Here is a 17,877-nt window from a genome sequence, read left to right as displayed (position 1 = left end):
AGGTCAGCGCCAAAGATGCGCGTGCGTGGCAAAAGCCCCCTGCAGTTTTGACAGCAGGCGATTCATCGGACCGGACCGGGCGGTGTCACCTGCGGCCAGCCGATCCACCGCAACCTCGACCGGGCAGGGCAGGCCTGTGACCGGGTCCAGATAGCGCGGGTAATCGATCAGCGCGGCATGGACCAGACCCATCAATTTGGGCCGCGCCCCCCTGCGGGCCGGAACCGCACCCAGATCCGTGGTCAGACCCCACCCCGCATAGAAGGGCGCACCCATAGTGGTGACGCTGACGCCGCGCAACAGGGCCTCAAACCCCAGCAGCGAGGTCATTGTCCAGACCTCATTCACATGCGGCAACAGGGCCGCCGGGTCGCAGTTTTCGGCGATGACATCTGCCAATCCGTCAACCTCGATCCCGCCCACGCGCAGGCCTGCTTCAACGTCGGGATGGGGCTTGTAGATCACAATCGCATTCGGGTTCGCCTCGCGCACCATCCCGAGCAGTTCCAGATTGGTCCGAACGCCGCTTGTACCCAGCAGGATCGAGGCGTCGTCTTCAACCTGCCCCGGAACCAGAATGCGGTGCCCCTGGGGCAGGTCCGGGGGTTTGGCTCCGGTGTTGTACTTGCTCAACCCCGCGGCCAGCAGCTTTGCGACCAGCCGTTCTGCGCGCCGTTCCTGATCGGGGCGCAGGGTTTCGCGCTTTGCGATCAGCTCTTCCAACTGGCTGGGATGGGTCGGGTCATAGTAGATGCCCAGATCATCGGTGACGAGCGACAGGGGCGGGATAAGATTGGCCCCCAGCCCCCGGGAGCGCAGAAATCCATCCTCAACCCGGATGGCATCTTCGGCACCGCGCGATTGGCTGGCCCAGACCATGTGGGGGCGGTCCGGGGTGGACGATGCGGTGAATTGAAGTTTCTTGTGCCGGCCAAACATCCTCTGCAGATGCTTGCGTTTCCACAGGCGCATCCCTGATGCGGTCCAGCCATTTCGATCCTGCCGCCATGCCCGCGTCTGCGCCTCGAGCGTATCCAGTACGGTTTCCAATTCGCAAAGCTGATCGCGGTAGGGATCGTACCACGTGGGGTAAAGGATCATAGCCGCAGCGAATAACTGCGCCCGGGTCAGGTTGCGCTGGCGGTGCTGCATCGGGGTTTCATCCTGCGTCAGGCCCCAGCCCGCATAAAACGGTTGCCCGAACACGCGGGGTTTGTGCCCGGCCAGTATCGCCTCGAATCCCAGTTGCGAGGACAGGGTATAAACCGCCACCGCGCCTTCCAGTAGCGGCCACGGGCTGATCGGGTCGTGCAGAAACGACACCCGGTCCGTCACGTCCTGTTCGGTGAAATACCCGCCCCGGTGCCCGGCCAGCGTTTCGGGATGCGCCTTGATCAACACGCGCGCGCCTGGATTTTCCTCTTGCGCGATCACCAGCATTTCGCGGAACCGCGCGTGATCGCCGCCGCTGGCGGTCACGGCGGCGTCGCCCTGCGTCTGATCGGCGACCAGAACATAGCCAGGCTCCGGCGGTGGGATGGTCAGATCAAAGGCCGAATACTTACTGAGGTGCAGTTCCTGCAGCCGTTCGATAGCGCCACGCGCACGGTCTAAAAGGGCGGTATCGTCCAGCGGATGGGTGGCCAGCAGGGTTTCCAAATCGGACGGTGTGCTCGGATCGAAATGCAGCCCGGATCGGTCCAGCAGCAATCCCAGCGGGGCCTCGCCGCTGCGCCCCGGATGCAGGGACCGCAGGAACGCATCCTCGACCCGCAGAACCTTAGCGCCTCGCTTTTCGGCGATGTTCAGTCCGCGATGGGCGGTGGGGCTATTGCCCCAGACGCTCACAAGCTCATCGGTTTGGGGCAGGCCCAGCCGGATATCATACCCGGCCAGCGACAGGATGCGCCGAATGCGCTGGTTTGTCAGAAAACCGCCGTTATAGACGAACAAACGGTTGCGCTCGGTCCCGGATACGCTGTCGTGATCCGGGGTCATGCATCAGTTTCCGGTCAGGGTGGCCACATTCGCAATCGGGGTCAGCCCACCTGCGATGAGCGAAATCGACTTGCTCCACTGCGCATAGGGCGCTTCGGTCACATAGATCGTGTCATCGTCGCGGATCACGAAGTCGCGCGCGATGAACAGCCCGTTGGGGGAGGTCAGATTCAGCAGATAGATCATCCGCTGTTCACCTTGCAGATCAGCCCGGCCCATGACATTGCGGGCGATGTCCTGACGCTCGTCCCGCAGGATGAAGATGCCCGTTGGGTCGGACGACACCGTCACCAGACCGCCGACCTGTGCCAAAGCTTCAAGCGCCGATAGGTCCTGGCTTTCAAAAGCAACACGCGACTGCCCGCCGGTTGCGCCAAGTGCGATGTAGGATCGGCTGTCCTCTTCCACCAGAATGCGGTCGCCGCCACGCAGCGCGACATCCAGTTTGGGATTGCGGAACAGGTCTTCGTACCAGACCGTGCCCTTCTGATCGCCACGGATCAGGGTCACCAGCGCGATGTCCGAGGCAACGGAAACCCCGCCCGACTGGGACAGCATTCCCAGCAAAGAGCGGGTTGGGCGCTCAATCGGATAGATGCCCGGAGCTGCAACCGTGCCAGTGATCGAGACGGTCGATCCGTCGCCCGCAACGCGGCGCACCTCGACCTGCGGGTCTGGGGTTTGTTCCTGCAACTTTTCCGTGATCAGAACGCGCAACTCTTCCGGCGTATTCCCGGCGGCGCGCATCCGACCGGCGTAGGGGACGAAGATAAACCCTTCGCTGTCGACCTGAACTTCGTTCAGTGCCGTGGCGGCACCGGTTTCACCGGCCAGCAGGCCGTCATCGACGTTTTCCCAGATGGTCAGGCCCAGAACGTCGCCTGGGCGTACCGTGTCAGCGGTCAGCCTCTGGGCGCTGCTGAACGAGGGCGAGAATCCGAATTGCGGAACCGCCGAGGTCGCGCGGGTAACGCGGTCATCCACCTCGACCACAAAGGCGTTGCCGCCGTTTTCAACCGAACCGGCCAGGATTTCGCTTTTGTTGGGCCCCGATTTCGGAAGCTGGCACGCGGCCAGAAGGGCAACAGCGGCGACAAGGGAAAGTCCCCGTATCCATCGGATTGGAACGCATTGCACTGCCAGATATCCTCGGTCGTTTTTTGTTTTAGTTTTCTGTTTGCGGCAAGTTACCGGTTTTGGCCTGTAACTTCCAGCGATGGATACCGGCAATCACCCAACGATTTTCAACTGTGGCGTCATAGCCGCGTTGTCCTCAATAGCTGTCTGATAGGGATCGCTGTGCCGCAAAACCATATCGGTCACATGCCGCAGCAATTGCCGCCGACCCCGATGGGAATAAAACCCCCCGGAAATCTGGCTGGTTTCCAGCAGGAACCGGCGATAGCAGTGATAGGCATCGTTGTCGGGCGGTTTCGGGTTGGCAAAGAACGATGCCATGGGCTGCCGCGAGACAAATTCGGGTTTGTCATAGACCGATCTGCCGAAAATACGCAGCGGAATCCCGCGCCACAGAACCTGCTGGCCGGCAGTTGAGTTGATGGTCACGGCTGAGCGCGCCTCGTTCAGCAGCCCGGCCAGCTTGCCGCCGGGAACGTAATGGACCCGTTCCGCAATGCCGTGCCGGCGCGCGAAACTGCGCACAAGGCGGCGCAGGGGTTCGCGGTGATTTTCCAGCGGGTGTTCTTTGATGACCAGCCGGTGATGCTGCGGGGCTCCTTCGGCAAATCCAGCGATGACCTGCTGCAGAAATTGGCTCATGCATGAATAGTCGGAATGGGACTGGACCGAGCTGTCATGGCCCAGCTGCAGCAGCGCCAAATGGTAGGGGAATCCACCCCAACGCACCCGTGCCGTGGACCAGCTGCGCGATATGCGGTGAACAGGCATCAGGGCCAGCCTTTTGAAATAAAGCCGAAATTCCCGCGACACAGGCAATTCCCGATGGGGGCGGAAGTTGCGATACCGATGGTTCAGGAACATTACGAACCAGTGGTACAGCGCGCCGTAGAAGATGTGGTGCCGCATGTCCCCCCAATGGGACGGCGGCAGCGGTGTTTCCGCATCGGAATGGGACAGCGCCTGCCTCATCTGATCGACATCCATGGACATGAGGCGTGAGTTTCCGTTCGACCCACCCCGTTCGTATGTCACCCACCAGGGGCGCAGATATCCTTCTTCGAACACATGCACGGTGATGTTCCGGGTTTTGGCAATCTCGACCGCCCGCGCATGGATCGGGCGTGTATCGCCGTAAAGCACAATATCCGTGATGCCCTTTTCGGTGATCAAAGCGTTAAGGGTGTCCGGCCAGTCGTCAGGAGTGCCCCGAAATGCGATGTAGCTGTTGCGGTGAAACCAGAACGCCTGATCGCCAGCATTAAAGCCAACGCGCCACACCTGCGCCCCCGAGGTGCGCAGCATCCGCCCCAGCGCGCTGAAAAAAGGCCCATGCGGACCCTGAAGAAACAGGAAGACCCGATTTTGCGTGCCTGTGTGCGTGTGGTGCATCTGTACTGCTGTATACGTTTTTGTAGTCAAAACTATGCCTGTTCTGACCCAATCCGGCAAGCAAGGGCTTGCCGGGGCGGGCGCTTGGGCTTACCTCGGCGGTGATGTTGATGCTAGGCGCTGAGGGTTAACGGGATGTTTACAGGGATCGTCACAGACGTAGGCACTGTCACCGAGTTGGAACAGCAGGGCGACCTGCGGGCGCGGATCAGGACGGCCTATGAAACCGCCTCGATCGATATCGGGGCGTCCATTGCCAGCGACGGGGTGTGTCTGACCGTGATCGCGCTGGGCGATGACTGGTACGACGTTCAGATCAGCGCCGAGACCGTGTCCAAGACCAATCTGGATACGTGGACCGTGGGCAGCCGTGTCAATCTGGAGCGGGCGCTGAAGGTTGGCGACGAACTGGGCGGCCACATCGTCTCGGGTCACGTCGATGGCGTGGCCGAGGTGGTTGCGGTCGAAGACGAAGGCGACAGCACCCGTGTCACCCTGCGTGCACCCAAAGACCTGGCCCGCTTCATTGCGCCCAAAGGATCGGTTGCGCTGAATGGTACCTCGTTGACCGTCAACGATGTTGAGGGGTGCGATTTCGGCATCAACTTCATCCCTCACACCAAAGAGGTCACGACATGGGGCGATGTGGCGACGGGCGACCGCGTCAACCTCGAGATCGATACGCTGGCCCGCTACGTCGCCCGTCTGGCCGAGATGTCCTGACCCTCAGGTCGCGGGGCCAAATCGCGCGGTGAGCTTCTTGGCCAGCCACCAGATCACAAGCGCCAGAATGATCGAGGCGTAGCCGTCAACGGCGTAGTGCCACGCAAGGTGGACCGAGCCCACAACGATTAAGGCCGTGAATGCGGTGAGGGCCCAACCAGCCCAGCGTGAGTAGGCAAAGCCGTAGAGGGCCAAAAGGACACTGGTCGCCACATGCATGCTGGGCATGGCAGAGATGCCGCGCACGGAGCCTCCGTTGAAATACCCATCCAGAAGGACCTGATGCCATTCCAACGCGCCAATCGGGCTGATTTTGTGTGACTCGTGAAGCAATTCCATCTGCTGAACGAAGGTGTCACCGAACCCGAAGGTTTCATAGTATACAGGCCCGACAGACGCGAAAACGGTTGCCAGAAGGTTGCCGCCGATGGACCAGCACAGGGCAAAAGAGACCAGGAATATTGCACTTCTGGTCGGGTCGCGACGATCCAGACATGCCAGGCAAACCGCCATGTAAATTAGCAGAAACCACCCATGATAGGCCCAGCTGACTGCGGTTGTGACATAGGGCGATCCCAGAATGGGATACAGCAGCACCCAGACGTCGTACCCGCCGTGAATATCCCGGTCCATCTGGGCAAAGAACGCATCCCAGGAATAGGGGTTAAGCAGCGGTATCGCTTCCTTGAGATAGGTGAAAGTGATGATCAGGACCAGGACGCAGAACACCCCGGCTAAGGCATCCGAGACCTGAGTGCCGTTTGACATAATCGACCGGATATCGGCGATCATCCATTGAATGGGCCGTTTGGGTTTGACCTTGAACACGGCAACACCCAGCCGCCACAGCAGGAAATTGGCGGCGATGAACATGGACAAGGTTTTGAACGCCACCAGAATCTTCGGCGCTGTCGAGGACCAGAAAGACGTGCCCAGATAGACGCTGACCCCGATTCCGCAGAGCAAATGCAACAGGACGATGGACAGCAGCAGCCGGTTCCGTCTGATCACCCCTGACGCATAAGGGGCCGAGGTCGTTACACCTGAAGAATATGCCATTTGCGCGAGTCTCTTGGGTGGGTCAAAGCTCAGGGACCTGATTGGTTTGAATCTGGGGCTATCCGAGGGCTTGAATGCGGCGATTTGTGGACAAAACGAATTAAGCGAACCGGTATGTTCGGCGAGGGTGGACAATCGCGATGCAAAACCTTCGCGATCCGTCCGGTCTGCCAGACAAATTCTTCCCGGTTGCGGGCTGGCGTTTGCACCCACAGTGGTTTATCCCGCTGTGAAATTATGCTCCTGCGAAAGGCTGCTCCATGAGCTTCGAAACCCCAGGTCCTGTCGAGGCCCAGCTGCGCAACGCGATCAGCCCGATTGAAGAGATCATCGAAGACGCGCGCAAAGGCCGGATGTACATTCTGGTCGACCATGAGGATCGCGAAAACGAAGGCGATCTTGTAATTGCGGCCGAGTTTGCCGATGCCGAGGCGATCAACTTCATGGCCACCCACGGGCGCGGGCTGATCTGCCTGCCGATGACGGCTGAGCGGATCGACATGCTGGGCCTGCCGATGATGGCCGTGAACAATTCGTCGCGTCACGAAACCGCGTTCACCGTGTCCATCGAAGCGCGCGAGGGCGTCAGCACCGGGATCTCTGCTGCCGACCGCGCGCTGACGGTGGCGACCGCGATCAACGAGCAGAACACGATGGCGCACATCGCTACGCCGGGGCACGTTTTCCCGCTGCGCGCCAAACGGGGCGGGGTTCTGGTGCGTGCAGGCCATACCGAGGCTGCCGTGGATATCTCGCGCCTTGCAGGTCTGAACCCGGCGGGGGTGATCTGCGAGATCATGAAGCCCGACGGTACGATGGCGCGGCTGCCCGATTTGGTGGAATTCGCCAAAGAGCACGACATGAAGATCGGAACGATCAGCGACCTGATTGCTTACCGGTCGCGCAATGACAATCTGGTGGTTGAGACCTCGCGCGAAACCGTCACCTCGGAATATGGCGGCGATTGGGAGATGCGGATTTTCACCGATCAGACCCATGGCATCGAACATGTGGTCATGATCAAGGGCGATATCACCACGCCCGAGCCTGTCCTGACCCGCACCCACGCTTTGCACGAAGCCCCCGATATTCTGGGCCTTGGCCCCAAGTCGTCGCGCGAATTGCCCCGCGCGATGGAAAAAATCGCCGAAGAAGGGCGCGGTGTTGTCTGCCTGTTCCGCCAGCCGCGCAACTCGCTTTATGCGGTCGAGGAAGAGGGCCCGCGCACCATCAAGCAAACCGGTCTGGGCGCGCAGATCCTGTCCAAGCTGGGTATTCAGGAGCTTGTGCTGCTGACCGACTCACCTGAAACCGTATATCTGGGACTCGACGCCTTTGGCCTGTCCATCGTCGGCACCCGGTCCATTCTCAAGGAAGACTGATCGTGGCTGAACAAGACAAACACGGCATCCTGCCGACGCCCGAATTCGACAAGCCGGTGAAGCTGCTGATCGTGGCAGCCCCGTTCTACCGCGCGATTGCCGACAATCTGATTGCCGGTGCCAGGGCCGAGGTCGAAGCGGCAGGCGGCACCTGTGAAGTGGTCGAAGTTCCAGGTGCGCTGGAAATTCCTACGGCCATCGCCATGGCGGACCGTCAGTGCAATTTCGACGGATACGTCGCGCTGGGCTGCGTTATCCGGGGTGAAACGACGCATTACGAAACGGTGTGCAACGACTCAAGCCGTGCCATCCAGTTGATGGGCCTGCAGGGCCTTTGCATCGGCAACGGCATCCTGACGGTCGAGAATGACGAACAGGCCGAAGTCCGTGCGAACCCGGAAAAGATGAATAAAGGCGGCGGAGCGGCCGCTGCGGCCTTGCATCTGATCGCGCTGAGCCGTAAGTGGGGCTCTTCGCAAAAGGGCGTGGGCTTCAAGCCTCCGTCCGAGTCCATCCTGGTGGCGGGCGACAGCAACGGACCCACGACAGCATGACCCAGACAGACGCGCCGAAACCGGCCAACCAGAAACGCCTGATGAAATCCGCCGCCCGGCTATATGCCGTGCAGGCGCTGTTCCAGATGGAGCAATCGGGCCAGACGACCGAAGCGGTTGTGGCCGAGTTTCTGGATCACCGGTTTGGGGCTGTCTACGAGGGCGAAGAGATGCTGGACGGCGATATCCGCCTGTTCCGCAAACTCGTCGAAGACGCCGTGAACTATCAGGCCCCGATTGACCAGATGACCGACCGCGCTCTGGTCGCGAAATGGCCCATCGCACGCATTGACCCGACCCTGCGTGCTGCCTTCCGCGCCGCAGGGGCCGAACTGACCCAAAGCGACACGCCGCCCAAGGTTGTGATCACCGAATTCGTCGACGTGGCGCGCGCCTTCTTCCCCGAGGGCAAAGAGCCCAAATTCGTCAACGCCGTGCTGGACCACATGGCGCGCGAGGCCCAGCCCGAGGCATTCTGACGCCTTTACCGCAGGGGGGCGTGCGCTAGCATATTAAAGCGCAAGGAGGTCCCCATGCCCAAACTCGTCCGGCTCTATATCACTCAGGTTGCCTGGGGTTTCGTCATCTCGGCTGTGTTTGTGGGCGTGCTGCTGGCGCTGAACGTGGCCAACCTGCGCGGTTTGATTACGGGTTCGGATGTGGGGCTGATCGCGTTGGTGATGATCTGGTTCATGAACGGGATCGTCTTCGCCGGGGTCCAGTTTGCCTATAAAATCATGAGCATGGCCGAAAAGCCCGGCGGACCGCGTCGCGGCTCGCCCGTTGTGCACAGCTTCAAGCCCGCGCTTGCCAAACAGGACGCGCGCGCCGAGCGCTGAGTTTTCAAGGAAAAATGTGGCGGGACCACCAGTCAACCGTGCGGTGTGATTCCCGAGGACCTGTATGTACAGGTGGGCGCCAGGTAATCAGGCCAGGACCTGAACAGAGCCAGCCCCCTCGGAATTGCTTAAGGCCACCAGAATGCTACCAATCACAAGAAGGGCAGAACCCGCCACGGGCCTAAGTAGGGTGTGCGGCGGGTTTGCACAAGGGGTTCATTGGGGGTCAGGCATCAACTGTTTCGTGCAGGGCTTTGCGCATCTTGCCAAAGTGCTCATCCCAGCCATCATCCAGCGCCAGGATCATGCCAAAGGCCTCGGCCCCCTGCGGCAGGCCTTCGTGCAGCAATCCCAGACGCGTACCGCCAGGGACCGGTTCCAGTGTCCATTTCACAGTGCTGACGGCGTTGCCCATAGGCTTTACGGTGAATGTATATTCCAGATATTCCGGTGGGCGCGCTTCAAGCACTTCGCCCCAGATCAGCAGATCGCCGCTTGTTGTTCCAAACATCTCGAGCTTTTGGCCCTTGGCCAGCGGGCGCTCGGGCTTGTGGAACCACTCGGCCAGCCGTTCCGGCTCGGTCAGATAGGCCCACACGGTCTCGGGCTCGGCCCTGAGAAAAATTGTTTTTTGCAAAACGGCATTGGTCATTTCTTTTTCCTTTCAACAGCTTCCTTAAGAGAGTTAAGGCGATCATCCCAGAACTGGTCGAAGTAACGAAGCCAGCCCAGTACCGGGGCCATCCCCTGTGGTTCAAGTCGGTTTATGCGTTCTCTGCCGCGCGCCTCGACCGTGATCAGGCCGCCATCGGACAGCACGGTCAGGTGCTTTTTCACAGCCGCGCGGGTCATGTCGAACCGGTCGGTAAGTTGCCCGATTGTCATGTCCTGCGCTGCAAGCAACTGCACGATGTCCCGGCGGGTGGGGTCGGCCAGGGCGCGAAACGCATTCTGGGTTTGGTTCTGCATGTGTAACCTCAAATGAGATACCATTTGGTATCATATAAATGAAGTACCATATGGTATCATGTCAAGCTATTTGAGGCGCTTTACATTTGTTCACGAATTGTTCACATTTCACATATGACATTGGATTTGCAGCCGGGACAAAAACTTGCGCGTGGCGTGGCACGTCATCTGAGCGCGCATGGCTTTGTGTCTGTTGAGGAATTTGTGCCCGCACGCGGTCTGCGGGTGGATGTCATGGGGCTGGGTCCAAAGGGGGAACTTTGGGTGATCGAATGCAAATCCAGCCGGGCCGATTACCAGTCGGATTCCAAGTGGCAGGGCTATCTGGAATGGTGTGACCGATTCTTCTGGGCCGTCGATACCGAGTTTCCGACCGACCTGTTGCCGGACGAAACCGGCCTGATCATCGCTGACGCTTACGATGCCGAGATCATCCGCATGGCCCCGGAAGACAAGGTTGCTCCGGCGCGGCGCAAGAAGATGATCCAGAAATTTGCAACCGATGCCGCACGCAGGCTTCAGGCGCTGCGGGATCCAAGGATCTGAGGCAGGTTAGCCTTTGACAGCCCGAGCCGCGTGGGCTGCGGCGCGAATCTCGTCTGCGATTTCCTCGGCTTCCTCAGGGTCGAAATCCATCGGAACTTCGACGCCGTCGGCCTCGATGAACAGCCGCACCATGCCCTGATCGGTCGGACCGATCTGCAGGTTCGCTTGAATATCGCGTTCGGTGTTAATGCCCATATGCGCCTCCGGGACTGAGCGTTTGTGCTAGCGCGGGGACGGTTGAGAATCAAGCCGCCATTGTGGACAGATAAGCCATGGAAGACGTTGTTCTGAGACCTTTTCACCCTGACGACGCCCCCTGGCTGGTCGAACAGCACGGTACGCTCTACGCGCGGGACGAGGGGTTTGACGACAGTTTTGCCCCGCTTGTGGCGCGTGTTCTGGACGATTTCATCGCGGGTCACGACCCCTCGCGCGAACGGGGCTGGATAGCCGAGCGGGCAGGGCAACGGCTGGGCAGCATCTTTTGCGTCGCCTTGGATGAACAGACCGCAAAGCTGCGGCTGTTTCTGCTGGTGCCCGAGGCGCGCGCATTGGGGCTGGGCAAACGGATGCTGGACACGCTGACCGCGTTTGCCCGCACTGCCGGATACCGGGACATTTCACTCTGGACGCATGAAAGCCACAAGGCGGCCTGTGCGTTATATCGGGCAAATGGCTGGCAGTTGCTGGACAGCAAACCGGTGCATTCCTTTGGGGTCGATCTTGTCGAACAAAGCTGGAAAATTCGGCTTTAATCCCCTTGCATTCCGTGGGCGCGTTCGGTACATCGCCCCCTACCGAGTGCCGCCTTAGCTCAGTTGGTTAGAGCGCTGGATTGTGGATCCAGAGGTCCCCTGTTCAAGCCAGGGAGGCGGTACCATCTCTCCCAAATCGATCTTCGGTAGAACGCAGAATCTTGTGCTTTGATTGCGCGCCGGACGCGCTGAAACTCAGCGCGCCAGGTTCAGTCGGAACTTCATCTTGGCCTGTTTTGCGACCGGCAAATGCCGGTTCAGCCGCTTGTTGATCACGCCAAAGGTCCAGACGATCACCAGCGTCAGCATGATGAAATAAAACGCCAGAATCGGGTAGGGGACAAACGGGTTGAACGTCTTGTCGGCGAAATAGCTGGCATAATACAGCGCGTCGCCCCGTTGCTGCCAGGCCGGGAAGGCCGAGAAAAAAACAAGCGTGGTGGACTGGAACACAAAGATCGCCTCGTTCGTGTAGGCGGGCCAGGCCAGCCGCAGCATGGTGGGCCAGATGATGCGCCGGAAGCGGGACCAACCGGACATGCCATAGGCGTCGGCGGCCTCGATATCGCCCTTGGGGATCGAGCGCAGCGCGCCATAGAAGATCTCACCCGAATAGGCAGCCGTGTTCAGGAACAGGACGATCAGCGCCCCCAGCCAGGCCGAGGTCAGGGCGTCGAACATCGGGTAGGGCTTCTTCAGCGAAAGGAAGAAGAAATAGGCAAAGAAGAACTGGATAAACAGCGGCGAGCCCCGGAACAGAAAGATGAACCACTCGGCTGGTTTGCGCAGCCATTTGTTCGGGGACGCCTTGCCAACGGCCAGCGCGGTCGCCAGGAAGAAGCCGGTCATCATTGCCATGAGACCGAAATAGATGTTCCAGATCATGCCCGAGCCGATCAGCGTGAAATGCTCGCACAGGGTGAAGTCGGTTTTGGGCAGCAGACGCTCACCGATCCCGATGGAGCGCAGGCCATAGTCCTGAATGGTCTGGAGGCAACTCATGCCGTGGTCTCCTTGCGCAGCAGCTCACCGCCGGATGTGGCCTGTCCGTGGGACAGTTTGCGCATCAGGCGTTCGAGACCGATTTCCGAAACACGGGTCATGCCAAGGTAGAAGACCAGCAGGAACAGGAAGTACCACATGCGCCAGTCGCCATGCGGGTAGTCGGTAAAGCGGGACGTCTTGGTGCCGCCCAGTTCGCGGGCCCAATAGACGATATCCTCGATCCCCAGCAGGAACAGCAGCGGCGTGGCCTTGATCAGGACCATCCACAGGTTGCTGAGGCCGGGCAGGGCATAGACCCACATCTGCGGCACCAGAACGCGCCAGAAAGTCTGCCGGCGGGTCATGCCGTAGGCCTCGGCCGTTTCCAGCTGCGCATGGGGGACGGCGCGCATGCCTCCGAACAGAACGTTGGCCGCGAAGGCCCCGAAAACAATCGAGAAAGTGACGATCGCAAGGAAGAACCCGTAGGTCTCATGCACCCATTCGGGTGCGCTGCCCAGCGGCAGCTTGGCGGCCTGACAGACGATAAAGTCATTCCCCTGTCGGACCGGATCCGTCCATTCCGGGCACATGACCTGATGGCGTGTCCATTCAAAGGCCTGATCCAGCGCGATCACGAAAAACAGGAAGAAAGCGATGTCCGGCACGCCGCGCACGATGGCGATGTATCCCTTGCCCAGCCAGCTCAGAGGCGGGAAATGCGACCGGGCGGCCATTGCGCCTGCAAACCCGAAACTCAGCGCGACGGGGGCGGTGATGGCCAGCAGCCCGAGGACTTTGAGAAAGGACAGGTAGAACGACCAGTGGACGCCGTTGGTCAGATAGCAGGAAAACCATCGGAACGTTCCAAGCGTGTCAGGGTCAGCGCAATAGGAAAACATGGGGCGTCTTTCGAACGTCGGTCCCGGCCAAAAGCCGGGGTGGGGCCGGCGCGTTGGCTGCGCCGACCCCGTTAGTGCGGATTAGTTGGTAACGACTGTGCCGTCGGCGTTGAAGGTGCCGATGCCTTCGCCGAACCATTTGACCAGTATCTCGTTCAGGCTGCCGTCGGCCTTCATCGAGGTGATCGCCTCGTCGAACTTGCCGCGCAGTTCACTGTCGCTTTCGCGAATGCCCATGCCGATGCCACCGCCCAGCGGGACGTCATCACCGACAAAGACCAGTTCGCCGCCCGATTCCTCGACGATCGGAACAAGGAAGTCCTTGTCGGCAAGAACCGCATCCGCTTCGCCGTTGCGCACGGCGGCGATGGTTTCTTCCGGCGTCGCGAATTCTACCAGAGTCGCACCGCTTTCAGCCACGTGACCGGCCTGAATGGTTGCGGTCTGGGCTGCAACGATCCCGCTTGTCACATCAACGCCGTCCGAGGCCGCGACATAGGCCGATGCGGCCGGCGGGAAATAGTTCTGGGTAAAGTCGATAACCTCGTCGCGCTCATCGGTGATGGACATGCCCGCGATGATGGTGTCGTAGTTGCCCGAAACCAGGTTCGGAATGATCGAATCCCAGTCGTTCTTGACCCACTCGCAGTCCAGGCTGGCGCGCTTGCACAGCTCATCGCCCAGTTCACGCTCGAAACCGTCGATTTCACCGGCATCGTTGATGAAGTTGTACGGAGGGTAGGCGCCCTCGGTGCCCATGCGCACGGTGTCGGCCATGGCCATACCGGCGGTTAGTGCCAGTGCTGTGGTGGTCAGAATCAGGTTTTTCATGTGTACTCCCCTTATTGGTTCTGTCCTGAAGTTATGCCGCCTTTGTGGCGGATAGAAAGCCCCTAAGTCGCTGGGATTCAGGGGACGTGAAGATGTCTTCGGGTGTGCCTTCTTCTTCGATCAGGCCCTGATGCAGGAACACGACATGGCTTGAGATATCGGCCGCCATTTTCATGTCATGGGTCACGATGATCATGGTGCGGCCTTCGGCGGCCAGATCCTTGATCACCCTGATCACTTCCTGTTCCAGTTCCGGGTCCAGGGCCGAGGTCGGCTCGTCGAACAACAGCGCTTCGGGTTCCATGCACAGACCGCGGGCAATCGCCGCGCGCTGTTGCTGACCGCCGGACAATTGCGCTGGGTAAACGTCGCACTTGTCGCCAATTCCCACTTTTTCCAGATACTTACGGGCGCTGTCTTCAACTTCGGCCCTGTCGCGGCCAAGCACGGTGACGGGGGCCTCCATCACGTTTTGCAGGATGGTCATGTGGGCCCACAGGTTGAACTGCTGAAACACCATCGACAGGTTGGTGCGGATGCGCAGAACCTGTTTGGCGTCGGCGGGGCGGCGATGATGGCCCGCACCGGTCCAATGCACCGGTTCGCCTTTGAACAGAATCTCGCCCTCCTGACTGTCTTCCAGAAGGTTGCAGCAGCGCAGCAGCGTCGATTTCCCCGAGCCGGATGAGCCGATCAGTGACACGACGTCGCCCCGATGGGCGGTGATATCCACCCCTTTCAGCACTTCGAGACGTCCGAAGCTTTTGTGAAGGTTCTTAATCTCGATAACGGGAGCGGTGTCTGTCACGGGCGGTCCGGTTGTTGGTGCTGTTGGTGCGGTACTAGGGCTGAAAATTCAGCGCAATGCAATGCGCAAAAGGTAGAATCGGGCGATGAAAGGCTCAAATTGACCAGACGTCGTCGTCAAAATGGTCAGTGCTACGGGTCGGGCGCTTGTGGCGGCAGTGGGGTCGGAACGGCCAGATATCGGTCGGCTGGTATGTCGATCAGCCCCCGGATGTGCAGCGCCGTGTGATCCGTATCGGACAGGTCGCCAATGGCTGCGCGGACCGCCTTGGCAACCCGAGCCGCGTCCTGACCGGGGGCGGTGATGTAGGGCAGCGTCGGCGTCGGCTCGGTGCTGGCGACCTCGCGCAGTTCGTGGCCCAGATCGGTCAACTCTTTCAGCATCTTCCAAGTCAGCGCATCCAGCGAGGCAAAATCGGCGCGCTTTTCGGCCACTGCCTGTGCAGACAATGCATGCCCGCCGGTTTCCAGGGCGGTCTTTGGTGTCAGCCCCAGCTTCGACAGATGCGTGACCGGCGCGGCCCACCCGGATTGCGACAGCGCTTCGTTATACGCAAAAACGCCTTGGGCAAGATCGGGCAGGTCCCGTTCATCCGCGCGCCGGGCCACGAAGACCGAGCAATAATACCCCGGCGGGCATCGCTCTAGCCCGTAATCCGGCGTGCCAACCAGTTGCACCTTGCCGTGCAGATGGGTTCGGAAGGGCATGCCGCAGGTTTGCGCGAAAACAAGATCAGGGCTCTGCCAGATATCCCAGACGTTTCCGTCGCGCGTCAGGTTCGGCGGGCCAAAGCCCAGATGCGTGCGAATCGATGTCCAGAACCGGTCATTTGCGGGCTGTATGGCGGGCATGTCGTACATGCCCAGCATCGCGATCACGATTTTGCAGCCTTTTGCCGGGCCAGAGCCGAATCCACGTCGCTGACGCCCAGCAGGCTGACCACCAGCCGCAGCAGCGAATCCTCTTCTCCGGTCCGCTGCCCGTCAGCCAAAGCCACCGACCACATCGCCTGTACGACGGCCAGCCGGTCGTCATAGGCCACGGCTTCCTTGATGGCGCGGGTGAAGCGGACGGTATCGGGCGCCTCGGCTTCAAGATCCTCGGCCTTGGCGCGCAGTCCTGCAGCCTCGAAAGGAGACAGGCCGTAGCGTTCGGCTGAGATTTTGTCGATTCGCGCCATCTCGGTATCGGCGTAGTCGTTGTCAGAGCGGGCAATGCGCACCAGAAGGGCCGTCAGGGCCAGTCGGGCATCGTCATCGGCAAGCGGGTCGGGCTGAGGCTGCGTGAGCCGGGACAGGAAATCGCTGAACATGACTGAGATATAGACCCGGCTTAGCTGGCTTCCAAGCGGCTTTGCACCCGTTCGCGTGCCGCCTGACTGTCGTTGTAACTCAGCCCCATCGCGGCGCGGGCTTCCTCGACGATCTTGATTTCGCCTTCGTTCGAGTGGCCGTCGGCCAGCACGACCTCCCACAAGGCATCCAGCGCGGCCAGACGTTCCTTAAGATCGGTGGTCTCGCGGATCAGCTTGCCGAACGTATCGGTTTCGGGGGCGGCGGCGTGCAGCTTTTCACAGGTGGCCCGCACCTTGGCGGCCTCGATCGCGTTGTGCTGGTACAAACGCGCGAGGATTCGGTCGATCAGGCTGATCTCTTCCAGCTTGTAATCCCGATCCGCCTGCGCCACGCGCACCATCAAAGCACCCAGTGCCAGTTCGGCGTCCGGGTCGGGCAGGTGATCATGTTGCGGCGGGCGAAACGCCTGAAGGAATTTTTTCAGCATGAGCCTAGGTTAGTCCTTATTTTCAACAGCGCCAAGCAAGGCTACCCGTCATAGCCCTGGATGATCACAAGATCGCCCATCGAGACGGGCGTGCGGATATCCTTGGCCTTTTGATAACCTTCGCTTTCGTAACAGGCGAGGGCGTCTTCGTAGCTGGGAAACTCGATCACCACCGTCCGCGATCTGGATGCGCCTTCCTTGATCTGGTGCGTACCGCCGCGCAACAGGAACTTTGCGCCGTATGCGGCAAAAGGTTCGGCGTTGGCAGCGATGTAGTTCTTATACGCGTCCATATCGTCGATATCGACATGGGCAACCCAGTATCCTTTGGTCACGGGGTGTTCTCCTGCTCGGTCACACGGGCAGGTTGATCAGATTTCGCGCGAATTGCAATCCCGCGATCAGCCTGCCCAACCGATGGCGGCCATGGCCTGTTCGCTCAGCCATTGCACCATCTGCCTGTAGGGAACCGGACCATAGCTGACACGGGCCACGCCAAGCTCTGCCAGACGCGGGGTTTCGGGGGTGCCGGGCAGGGCGATGATGTTCACCGGCAGGTCCGTTTCCGCGCAGAGGCTTCCGATCATCGCCTCATCCCTCAGGCCCGGCGCGAAAAATCCGCTGGCCCCGGCATCGGCATAGGCCTTGGCGCGGGCGATTGCGTCATCCAGCATGGTTTCATTATGGGTCTCGGGCGCGGCTTTCAGGAAGATATCGGTGCGGGCGTTGATAAAGGCCGGGATACCCGCCGCATCGCAGCCTTCGCGCATTGCGGCGACCCGGGCGGCCTGCGTTTCGATATCGTAAAAGTCCTTGGTGCCGACGATCTGGTCCTCGAAGTTGAACCCGACGACACCGGTTTGCAGCGCCTGCTGGACGTTGTTGGCGATGCCCAGCAAATCTTCCGCATAGCCGCCTTCAAAATCCAGCGTGACGGGCACATCGACGGCATCCACGATCCGCTTTGCGTTCGCCAGCGCGATTTCCATCGGGATATTCTGACCATCGGCATAGCCTTGCGCCATCGCGACGGGCGCGCTGCCGGTCGCAATCGCCTGCGCCCCGCCATCGGCCACTGCGGCAGCACTGCCGGCGTCCCAGATATTGAACAGGACAACCGGATCGCCCTTCTTGTGCAGGGCTGCAAACTGTTCCGCCTGGGTTGCTTGATTGGTCATGGCCGGTCTCCTGTCGCTGCTATGGCGGCAGTTAACCG

At 60.4% G+C, this 17,877-nt stretch carries 23 protein-coding genes and 1 tRNA gene; 8 read left to right on the top strand and 16 right to left on the bottom strand.

Going from position 1 to position 17,877, the window contains the following annotated elements; genetic code table 11:
* Positions 1–3: 3 nt before the first annotated feature.
* From ACR0K1_RS07530 to ACR0K1_RS07520, 3 genes are all read right to left on the bottom strand, one after another.
* Complete coding sequence (locus ACR0K1_RS07530) at positions 4–1,998, bottom strand: capsular polysaccharide biosynthesis protein (RefSeq protein ID WP_480849599.1); 1,995 nt, start codon at positions 1,996–1,998, stop codon at positions 4–6.
* Between the two features lie 3 nt (positions 1,999–2,001).
* Positions 2,002–3,135 carry a polysaccharide biosynthesis/export family protein gene (locus ACR0K1_RS07525; protein ID WP_480849597.1) on the bottom strand — a complete coding sequence of 378 codons (1,134 nt, stop codon included), beginning with the start codon at positions 3,133–3,135 and terminating at the stop codon, positions 2,002–2,004.
* A gap of 93 nt (positions 3,136–3,228) precedes the next feature.
* Entirely contained in the window at positions 3,229–4,527 is a 1,299-nt protein-coding gene (locus ACR0K1_RS07520; RefSeq protein WP_480849595.1) for a capsule biosynthesis protein, read from the bottom strand.
* 135 nt (positions 4,528–4,662) lie between these two features.
* Between ACR0K1_RS07520 and ACR0K1_RS07515 the strand changes: the two genes are divergently transcribed.
* A complete protein-coding gene (locus tag ACR0K1_RS07515; protein ID WP_480849593.1) occupies positions 4,663–5,250 on the top strand; it encodes a riboflavin synthase in 588 nt (195 codons plus the stop codon).
* A gap of 3 nt (positions 5,251–5,253) precedes the next feature.
* On the opposite strand, the gene ACR0K1_RS07510 is transcribed toward ACR0K1_RS07515, so the two are convergent.
* Entirely contained in the window at positions 5,254–6,309 is a 1,056-nt protein-coding gene (locus ACR0K1_RS07510) for a phosphatase PAP2 family protein (protein WP_480849591.1), read from the bottom strand.
* Positions 6,310–6,569: 260 nt separating this feature from the next.
* Here ACR0K1_RS07510 and ribB point away from each other — a divergent pair, with 260 nt between their 5' ends.
* Genes ribB through ACR0K1_RS07490 form a run of 4 tightly spaced genes read left to right on the top strand, consistent with a single transcriptional unit; the run spans position 6,570 to position 9,084 of the window.
* Positions 6,570–7,691: a 3,4-dihydroxy-2-butanone-4-phosphate synthase gene (gene ribB / locus ACR0K1_RS07505; protein WP_480849589.1), complete on the top strand. Its 1,122-nt coding sequence runs from the start codon at positions 6,570–6,572 to the stop codon at positions 7,689–7,691.
* Between the two features lie 2 nt (positions 7,692–7,693).
* Positions 7,694–8,245, top strand: a complete 552-nt coding sequence (locus tag ACR0K1_RS07500; RefSeq protein ID WP_480849587.1) for a 6,7-dimethyl-8-ribityllumazine synthase — start codon at positions 7,694–7,696, stop codon at positions 8,243–8,245.
* Positions 8,242–8,724 (top strand): transcription antitermination factor NusB, encoded by a 483-nt coding sequence (gene nusB, locus ACR0K1_RS07495; protein ID WP_480610020.1) that lies wholly within the window; start codon positions 8,242–8,244, stop codon positions 8,722–8,724. The genes ACR0K1_RS07500 and nusB overlap by 4 nt, the downstream gene beginning before the upstream one ends.
* A gap of 54 nt (positions 8,725–8,778) precedes the next feature.
* Entirely contained in the window at positions 8,779–9,084 is a 306-nt protein-coding gene (locus ACR0K1_RS07490) for a hypothetical protein (RefSeq protein WP_480849584.1), read from the top strand.
* Between the two features lie 226 nt (positions 9,085–9,310).
* On the opposite strand, the gene ACR0K1_RS07485 is transcribed toward ACR0K1_RS07490, so the two are convergent.
* Positions 9,311–9,736 (bottom strand): SRPBCC family protein, encoded by a 426-nt coding sequence (locus ACR0K1_RS07485; protein WP_480849582.1) that lies wholly within the window; start codon positions 9,734–9,736, stop codon positions 9,311–9,313.
* Positions 9,733–10,053: an ArsR/SmtB family transcription factor gene (locus ACR0K1_RS07480; protein WP_480849580.1), complete on the bottom strand. Its 321-nt coding sequence runs from the start codon at positions 10,051–10,053 to the stop codon at positions 9,733–9,735. The genes ACR0K1_RS07485 and ACR0K1_RS07480 overlap by 4 nt, the downstream gene beginning before the upstream one ends.
* A gap of 114 nt (positions 10,054–10,167) precedes the next feature.
* Here ACR0K1_RS07480 and ACR0K1_RS07475 point away from each other — a divergent pair, with 114 nt between their 5' ends.
* The gene (locus tag ACR0K1_RS07475) at positions 10,168–10,599 is read left to right on the top strand and encodes an MmcB family DNA repair protein (RefSeq protein ID WP_480610027.1); all 432 of its coding nucleotides are present in this window, start codon (positions 10,168–10,170) and stop codon (positions 10,597–10,599) included.
* Between the two features lie 6 nt (positions 10,600–10,605).
* On the opposite strand, the gene ACR0K1_RS07470 is transcribed toward ACR0K1_RS07475, so the two are convergent.
* Positions 10,606–10,794: a DUF6324 family protein gene (locus ACR0K1_RS07470; RefSeq protein ID WP_480610029.1), complete on the bottom strand. Its 189-nt coding sequence runs from the start codon at positions 10,792–10,794 to the stop codon at positions 10,606–10,608.
* Between the two features lie 77 nt (positions 10,795–10,871).
* On the opposite strand from ACR0K1_RS07470, the gene ACR0K1_RS07465 reads away from it, so the two are divergent.
* Positions 10,872–11,354 carry an N-acetyltransferase family protein gene (locus tag ACR0K1_RS07465; RefSeq protein WP_480849577.1) on the top strand — a complete coding sequence of 161 codons (483 nt, stop codon included), beginning with the start codon at positions 10,872–10,874 and terminating at the stop codon, positions 11,352–11,354.
* Positions 11,355–11,402: 48 nt separating this feature from the next.
* A tRNA-His gene (locus ACR0K1_RS07460) sits at positions 11,403–11,479 on the top strand.
* Positions 11,480–11,549: 70 nt separating this feature from the next.
* On the opposite strand, the gene ACR0K1_RS07455 is transcribed toward ACR0K1_RS07460, so the two are convergent.
* The 9 genes from ACR0K1_RS07455 to ACR0K1_RS07415 form a co-directional block, all read right to left on the bottom strand.
* Positions 11,550–12,356: an ABC transporter permease gene (locus ACR0K1_RS07455; protein WP_480610031.1), complete on the bottom strand. Its 807-nt coding sequence runs from the start codon at positions 12,354–12,356 to the stop codon at positions 11,550–11,552.
* Entirely contained in the window at positions 12,353–13,240 is an 888-nt protein-coding gene (locus ACR0K1_RS07450) for an ABC transporter permease (RefSeq protein ID WP_480610033.1), read from the bottom strand. The genes ACR0K1_RS07455 and ACR0K1_RS07450 overlap by 4 nt, the downstream gene beginning before the upstream one ends.
* 81 nt (positions 13,241–13,321) lie before the next feature.
* Positions 13,322–14,071 carry a transporter substrate-binding domain-containing protein gene (locus tag ACR0K1_RS07445; RefSeq protein WP_480849574.1) on the bottom strand — a complete coding sequence of 250 codons (750 nt, stop codon included), beginning with the start codon at positions 14,069–14,071 and terminating at the stop codon, positions 13,322–13,324.
* Between the two features lie 31 nt (positions 14,072–14,102).
* Positions 14,103–14,879 (bottom strand): ABC transporter ATP-binding protein, encoded by a 777-nt coding sequence (locus ACR0K1_RS07440; protein ID WP_480610037.1) that lies wholly within the window; start codon positions 14,877–14,879, stop codon positions 14,103–14,105.
* A gap of 131 nt (positions 14,880–15,010) precedes the next feature.
* Positions 15,011–15,757 (bottom strand): phosphate/phosphite/phosphonate ABC transporter substrate-binding protein, encoded by a 747-nt coding sequence (locus ACR0K1_RS07435; RefSeq protein ID WP_480849572.1) that lies wholly within the window; start codon positions 15,755–15,757, stop codon positions 15,011–15,013.
* Positions 15,754–16,191 carry a tellurite resistance TerB family protein gene (locus ACR0K1_RS07430; protein ID WP_480849570.1) on the bottom strand — a complete coding sequence of 146 codons (438 nt, stop codon included), beginning with the start codon at positions 16,189–16,191 and terminating at the stop codon, positions 15,754–15,756. The genes ACR0K1_RS07435 and ACR0K1_RS07430 overlap by 4 nt, the downstream gene beginning before the upstream one ends.
* 20 nt (positions 16,192–16,211) lie before the next feature.
* Positions 16,212–16,661 carry a tellurite resistance TerB family protein gene (locus tag ACR0K1_RS07425; RefSeq protein WP_480610043.1) on the bottom strand — a complete coding sequence of 150 codons (450 nt, stop codon included), beginning with the start codon at positions 16,659–16,661 and terminating at the stop codon, positions 16,212–16,214.
* A 41-nt stretch (positions 16,662–16,702) separates the two neighbouring features.
* Positions 16,703–16,996, bottom strand: a complete 294-nt coding sequence (locus ACR0K1_RS07420; protein ID WP_480849567.1) for a DUF1330 domain-containing protein — start codon at positions 16,994–16,996, stop codon at positions 16,703–16,705.
* Between the two features lie 66 nt (positions 16,997–17,062).
* Positions 17,063–17,839 (bottom strand): isocitrate lyase/PEP mutase family protein, encoded by a 777-nt coding sequence (locus tag ACR0K1_RS07415; protein WP_480849565.1) that lies wholly within the window; start codon positions 17,837–17,839, stop codon positions 17,063–17,065.
* Between the last annotated feature and the right edge of the window lie 38 nt (positions 17,840–17,877).

This window comes from Ruegeria sp. F5 (genome assembly GCF_056533845.1).
This window is presented reverse-complemented; position numbering and strand designations above follow the sequence as displayed.